The organism is Mesorhizobium sp. M7A.F.Ca.CA.004.06.1.1 (assembly GCF_003999135.1).
GTDB lineage: Bacteria > Pseudomonadota > Alphaproteobacteria > Rhizobiales > Rhizobiaceae > Mesorhizobium.
The window spans coordinates 1-6,479 of record NZ_RZPQ01000301.1 but is presented as its reverse complement, the minus strand read 5'-3'; the positions used below and the strand labels follow the sequence as shown (position 1 = coordinate 6,479).

Annotated in this window: 5 protein-coding genes and 1 pseudogene; 5 read left to right on the top strand and 1 reads right to left on the bottom strand. The window is 65.4% G+C overall.

Annotated elements, in window-relative coordinates; all coding sequences use genetic code 11:
- Window positions 1-208 (top strand): annotated as a pseudogene (locus EN906_RS18460) (HAD family hydrolase); the annotation flags it as partial.
- 7 nt (window positions 209-215) lie between these two features.
- Here the strand turns inward: EN906_RS18460 and EN906_RS18455 are convergent.
- Window positions 216-437, bottom strand: a complete 222-nt coding sequence (locus EN906_RS18455; RefSeq protein WP_127375290.1) for a DUF1674 domain-containing protein — start codon at window positions 435-437, stop codon at window positions 216-218.
- Between the two features lie 119 nt (window positions 438-556).
- Here EN906_RS18455 and htpX point away from each other — a divergent pair, with 119 nt between their 5' ends.
- The 4 genes from htpX to purH form a co-directional block, all read left to right on the top strand.
- A complete protein-coding gene (gene htpX / locus EN906_RS18450) occupies window positions 557-1,573 on the top strand; it encodes a zinc metalloprotease HtpX (protein WP_127271031.1) in 1,017 nt (338 codons plus the stop codon).
- Window positions 1,570-2,958, top strand: coding sequence for an RsmB/NOP family class I SAM-dependent RNA methyltransferase (locus tag EN906_RS18445; RefSeq protein ID WP_128361930.1), 1,389 nt, complete (start codon window positions 1,570-1,572; stop codon window positions 2,956-2,958). The genes htpX and EN906_RS18445 overlap by 4 nt, the downstream gene beginning before the upstream one ends.
- Before the next feature lie 148 nt (window positions 2,959-3,106).
- Window positions 3,107-4,831: a heparinase II/III family protein gene (locus tag EN906_RS18440; protein WP_127271388.1), complete on the top strand. Its 1,725-nt coding sequence runs from the start codon at window positions 3,107-3,109 to the stop codon at window positions 4,829-4,831.
- Between the two features lie 294 nt (window positions 4,832-5,125).
- Window positions 5,126-6,479 (top strand): bifunctional phosphoribosylaminoimidazolecarboxamide formyltransferase/IMP cyclohydrolase (purH, locus tag EN906_RS18435; protein WP_127375289.1); only part of this gene is annotated, 1,354 nt, incomplete at its 3' end.

Sequence of the window (6,479 nt, the reverse complement as noted above, 5' to 3'; positions counted from 1 at the left end):
CGACGCGCGCGAGTGCCTCGTCTTCGAGGATGCTCCAGCTGGCATCGCGGCAGCCGAAGCGGCGGGCGCGGCGGTCATGGTCATCAGCGCCACGCACAAGCACCCCTTGCCAACGCAACATGCCGCGATCGCAGGCTACGACATGGTCGGCATCACCGTCGACGAGCGTGGCTGGATCGCGCTCGAGCCGCAGCGCAACGCCGCCTAGGCGGCATCTAGAAATCGCTGGTGAGGCCCTTTACCTCCCAGTCGCCGTAGCGCCCTGGCTCCTTGCCGCCGCGGCCACCGATCTCCTTCGGCAGCGCGGCCTCCTTTTCGCGGTAGTCTTCCCGCCGCGCTGCGGCCTCGGCCAACGCACGGCGTGCGGCCGGCGTTAGCTCTCTCTGCGATGCCGTTTCGGCAGAAGCGGCGCCTGTTTTACGGATTTCGTCGGTCATGCGATAATCTCGGCAGATTGAGCCCAGTCAATTGAAACAGGAACTGGCGTTTCCCATCATATAGCCATGAACGCACGACGATCGACCCCTTTTCGGTGCCATTTCGACAGGAGCAGACGATGAACACCATCCGCACCGCCATGCTTCTTGCCGCGATGACGGCGCTGTTCATGGGCGTCGGCTTTTTGATCGGCGGCACCGGCGGCATGATGATCGCCTTCCTGTTCGCGGCCGGCACCAATCTGTTCAGCTACTGGAATGCCGACAAGATGGTGCTGTCGATGAACCGTGCCGTCGAGGTCGACGAAAGGAACGCGCCCGAATATTACGCCATCGTCCAGGCAATGGCCAAACAGGCCGGCCTGCCGATGCCGAAGACCTATCTGATCGACAACCCGCAGCCGAACGCCTTTGCCACCGGCCGCAACCCGCAGAACGCGGCGGTTGCTGCCTCCACCGGCCTGTTACAAGCGCTGACGCCTGAAGAGGTCGCAGCCGTCATGGCGCACGAGCTCGCCCATGTGCAGCACCGCGACACGCTCACCATGACGATCGTCGCCACCTTTGCCGGTGCCATCTCGATGCTCGGCAATTTCGCCTTCTTTTTCAGTGGCAATCGCGACAACAATCCGTTCGGCTTTGTCGGCGTGCTGGCGGCGATGATCGTAGCGCCCTTTGCCGCGATGGTCGTGCAGATGGCGGTCAGCCGCACCCGCGAATACGAGGCCGACCGGCGTGGCGCTGAAATCTGTGGACACCCGCTCTGGCTGGCATCGGCGCTTGACAAGATCGCCCGCGGCGCCGAACGCATCCGCAACCCCGATGCCGAGCGCAATCCCGCGACCGCGCATCTCTTCATCATCAATCCCCTTCACGGCGAGCGCATGGACAGCCTGTTCTCCACCCACCCCGCCACTGAGAACCGCATCGCAGCCTTGCAGGCGATGGCGCAGCAGATGCAAGGCGAAACCCAGGCCGCCCCGCGCCAGGCATCGACGCCACGGCAGGCAGATCAACCGCGGCCATCCGGCCCATGGGGCGAGGCAGCGCAGCCCGAGCAGCCGGCGGAGCCCGCCAAGCCCAAATCCAACCCATGGGGTCGCAATCCGACCGGGCCCAAGGGCCGGTGGTCGTGAGCGTGGCGGACAGAGGACCACGACGCACAGTTTCAAGTGATCAGGAACACAGGGACGGCGGCGACTTCGTTGCCGGTCTCGCCGCACGCAAGGCGGCGGCGCGCCTGCTTGCCGCCGTCATCGACGCCAGGACGCCGCTTGATGGGCTGACCGATCACGAAAACGGCCACCCGCAATACAAGGCGCTCGACATGCGCGATCGCGGCCTTGTCCGCGCCATCCTGGTCACCGCGCTGCGCTATCGCATGACCATATCAGGGCTGCTGGCGCGGCGCCTGGAAAAGCCGCTGCCGCCCAACGCCACCGCTTTGTCGCACATATTGCATGTCGCCGCAGCCCAGATCCTGTTCCTCGATATTCCCGACAGCGCCGCCGTCGACATTGCGGTGACCCATGCCAAGTCCGATCCGCGCACGGTGCGCTTCTCCGGCCTCGTCAATGGCGTTCTGCGCACACTGGCACGTGCCAAGGAAACGGAATTGCCTGCCGCCCTTGCCGCCACCGACGAAGCGCCAAAGTGGTTTTCCGATCGGCTGAAGACCACCTACGGCAACGAGAAGGCCAGACAGATCCTCGAAGCGCATCGCGTTGAGGCGCCGGTCGACTTCTCGGTCAAGGCCGATCCCGGTCTCTGGGCCGAAAAACTCGGCGGCATCGTCCTGCCGACCGGCACGGTGCGGGTCGAGAATCTTGTCGGTCCTGTCACTGAATTGCCTGGCTTTGCCGAGGGCGCCTGGTGGGTCCAGGACGCCGCGGCCAGCCTGCCGGCCCGGCTGTTCGGCGATGTCGCGGGATTGCGGGTTGCCGATCTCTGCGCCGCGCCCGGCGGCAAGACGGCGCAGCTGATCGTTGCCGGCGCGAAGGTCACCGCCGTCGACACCTCGAAAAACCGGCTCGTGCGGCTGACGCAGAATCTCGAGCGTCTCGGCCTGTCCGCCGAAATCGTTCAGGCCGACCTGCTCAAGTATGAGCCAGAAGAACTGTTCGACGCTGTTCTCCTCGACGCACCCTGCTCGTCGACCGGCACGGTGCGGCGGCACCCCGACGTGCCATGGACCAAGACTTCGGCTGATGTCGAAAAACTGGCCGACCTGCAACGCAGGCTGCTCGCCCGCGCCGTCACGCTGGTGAAGCCCGGCGGCAGGATCGTCTTTTCCAACTGTTCGCTCGATCCGCTCGAAGGCGAGGATCTCTATCACGCCTTTCTGGCCGGCACGCCTGAAGTCGCCAACGATCCGCTGCGGCAAGGCGAGATCGCCGGCATCGATTCGTTCCTGACGCCGCAAGGCACGCTGCGCACCACGCCCGCCGACCTGGAGCTCGGCGTGCCGGAGCGCTCGGGCCTCGACGGCTTCTTCGCCGCTCGCATGCGGCGAGCCGGCTAGCGATTGAATTGCCCGGATTTACTGACTTTTTGGGGTAGGATCGGGGGCAAAGCCAGGTGAACCGGCGTGGGGTCGTGGAATTCGCCTTCGCACGAATCGTGCAATCATGTAGACTCGGCGCCGGGGTAGAGGACGATCAGGAGGGGTTTTGGCACTTGCTGCCAGCAGCACGACGCGTCTGTGGACGCTTGTCGCGAAGGAGTTCTGGCGCAAAACGCGCCGGCGCCTGCGCGCCGGGCCTGTCTATCGCTGGCGCTATTCCGGCCGCACGCCGGAACGTGTGCTGATCGCGCCGCCGGACCTGCGCCTCGCCGACCCGCAGATCGCACTCGAGATCTATTACGGCCGCTATCCCCTGTCGGGGCATCTCGTCGAGACCGGCGGCAAGTCGCCTTTCCAGATCAGCGTGCCCAATCACGGCTGGCAGAAGACGCTGCACGGCTTTCGCTGGCTGCGCCATATGCGCGCCGCCGGCACCGAGCTTGCCGCCGCCAATGCCCGCGCCCTGGTCTCCGATTGGATCACCATGCATGGCAGCCATATTTCCGGCATCGCCTGGGAGCCCGGCACGACGGCCAAGCGCATCATCGCCTGGTTGCAGCACTCCTCGGTCGTATTGCAGGGCGCCGAGTTCCCTTTCTACCGCGCCTTCCTGAAATCGGTAGCCATCCAGATCCGCTACCTCAGGTCGATGGCGCGCGAAATGCCCGACGGCAAGGACAGGCTGCGGGCCCGCATCGCGCTCGCCTTCGCTGCCTTGTCCCTGCCGGCGCCGGCCTCGGCCCTGCGTGGCGCGACCCGCAATCTTGCCGAGGAACTCGACCGCCAGATCCTCGCCGATGGCGGGCATATTTCGCGCAATCCGATGGTTGTCCTGGAAATCCTCGCCGACCTTCTGCCGCTGCGCCAGACCTATGCCAACCAGGCGGAAACGCCGCCGCAGGCGCTGATCGGCGCCATCGACCGCATGCTGCCGGCGCTGCGCTTCTTTCGCCATCAGGATGGCAGCCTCGCCCGCTTCAACGGCATGGGCGCCACCATCCACGACCGCATCGCCACCATTCTGCGCCACGACGACACCGCCGGCGCGCCGCTGCTGCATGCGCCGCATTCCGGCTATGAGCGCCTGTCGATGGGCGGCACCACGGTCATCGCCGACACCGGCCCGCCGCCGCCGGTCGATGTGTCCAACGCCGCACACGCCAGCTGCCTTGCCTTCGAACTGTCGTCCGGCCGCCAGCACTACATCGTCAATGCCGGCATCGACACCTATGGCGCGGCTGAATTCCGGCCGCTGGCGCGCGCCACCGCCGCGCACTCGACCGCCACCATCAACGACACCTCGTCGGCGCGCTTCAGCCATTCGCTGCGTGTCAACGACCTGCTCGGTTCCCCGCTGATCGGCGGCCCGCAGCACGTGCAGTGCAAGCGCACCGACCAGAAGGGTGTTCAGGGCTTCATCGCCCGCCATGACGGCTATGTCCCGCGCTTCGGCTTCCTGCATGAGCGCGAGCTGAAACTGTCGGCGAACGGCAATGTGCTGGCTGGTCGCGACCGCTTCCAGCGGCCCGGCAATGCAGCGATCCGCAACAATGGCCGCGACTTCGTCACCGTCCGCTTCCATGTCCACCCCGACATCAACCTTTTGCAGGACGAGCATGACCGCCTGGTGCTGGCCGCCGATCAGGCCGATACCTGGGTGTTCACAGCAGCCGAAGTGGTGCCGGAAGTCGAGGAATCAATCTATTTCGCCGGCCTTGGCGGCCCACGCCGCAGCCGCCAGATCGTGCTTGCCTTCAAAGCCTCGGAAATCGCCGAAGTCCACTGGCAGCTGACGCGCACCAGCATCGCCGGTCATCCGGAAAACAACTGATCCTCCTGGCAGGGCTTCGAACGCAGGTTAACAAAAGGCCTGACGACAACCAGTTCGGCGGCATCGGCAGCTTGCGTCGGCAACGATAGGAATTTTTTCTTGACTCGGTGACCTCAGCTATGGTACAAATTCGCCCATGGTGCTGATTTGCGCCAGTGACCCGCCGCACAGGCGGGTTTTTCGTTTTAATACGGATTCGTTGCCTTGCCCCACCTGACCGCCGGTTTGATTTCCGGACGGCATGTGCTACGGGCGCGGGCATCCATCACACCAGTCGTGAAAGGCTGCCAGCCCATGGCCGTCGCCGCCAAGAACATTCCCGCACCAGACCTTGTTCCCGTGCGTCGCGCCCTGCTCTCCGTTTTCGACAAGACCGGCCTCATCGATTTCGCCAAAGCGCTGGCAGCCGCAGGCGTAGAGCTGGTCTCGACCGGCGGCACGGCAAAGGCGATCGCTGACGCGGGCCTTCCGGTGCGCGACGTCTCCGAGCTCACCGGTTTCCCCGAGATCATGGACGGCCGCGTCAAGACCTTGCATCCTGGGGTGCATGGCGCGCTGCTTGGCGTGCGCGACGATCCGGAGCATTCCGCGGCAATGCGCAAATACGGCATCGAGCCGATCGATCTCGTCGTCTCCAATCTCTATCCGTTCGAGGAGGTCCGCCGCTCCGGCGCCGACTACGCGTCGATCGTCGAAAACATCGACATTGGCGGGCCGGCGATGATCCGCGCCTCGGCCAAGAACCACGCCTATGTCGCCATCGTCACCGACCCCGGCGATTACGCCTCGGTGCTGAATGCGCTGGAGATGAACATCGGCTCGCTGTCGCTGGATTTCCGCAAGAAGCTGGCCGCCAAGGCCTTCGCCCGCACCGCCAGCTATGACGCGGCGATCTCCGGCTGGTTCGCCGAAGCGCTCGAGATCGAACATCCGACATGGCGCGCCTTTGGCGGCAGGTTGGTCGAGGTGATGCGCTATGGCGAGAACCCGCATCAGAGCGCCGGCTTCTACGTCAACGGCGACAAGCGCCCGGGCGTCGCCACGGCGCGCCAGCTGCAGGGCAAGCAGCTATCCTACAACAACATCAACGACACCGACGCCGCCTTCGAACTGGTCGGCGAGTTCGACCCCGACCTTTCCGCCGCCGTCGCCATCATCAAGCACGCCAATCCGTGCGGCGTTGCCGAAGGCGACTCGCTGAAAGCCGCCTACGCCAAGGCGCTGGCCTGCGACCCGGTCTCGGCCTTCGGCGGCATCATCGCCGTCAACCGCACCCTCGACGCCGAGGCGGCGGAAGAGATCGTAAAAACCTTCACCGAGGTAATCATCGCGCCCGGCGCCACCGACGAGGCAGCGGCCATCGTGGCGGCGAAAAAGAATTTGCGCCTGCTGGTCACCGGTGGGCTGCCGGACCCGCGCACGCCGGGTACGACGGTCAAATCCGTCGCCGGCGGCCTGCTCATCCAGGGCCGGGACAACGCCGTCGTCGACGACCTCGAACTGAAAGTGGTGACCAAGCGGGCGCCGACGCCGGCCGAAATGGCCGACCTGAAATTCGCCTTCCGCATCGCCAAGCACGTCAAGTCCAACGCCATCGTCTACGTCAGGGACGGCGCCACCGTCGGCATCGGCGCCGGCCAGATGAGCC

Coding starts and splice junctions, on each gene's coding strand:
- EN906_RS18455 (WP_127375290.1), bottom strand. CDS start 437: ATGACCGACGAAATCCGTAAAACAGGCGCCGCTTCTGCCGAAACGGCA.
- htpX (WP_127271031.1), top strand. CDS start 557: ATGAACACCATCCGCACCGCCATGCTTCTTGCCGCGATGACGGCGCTG.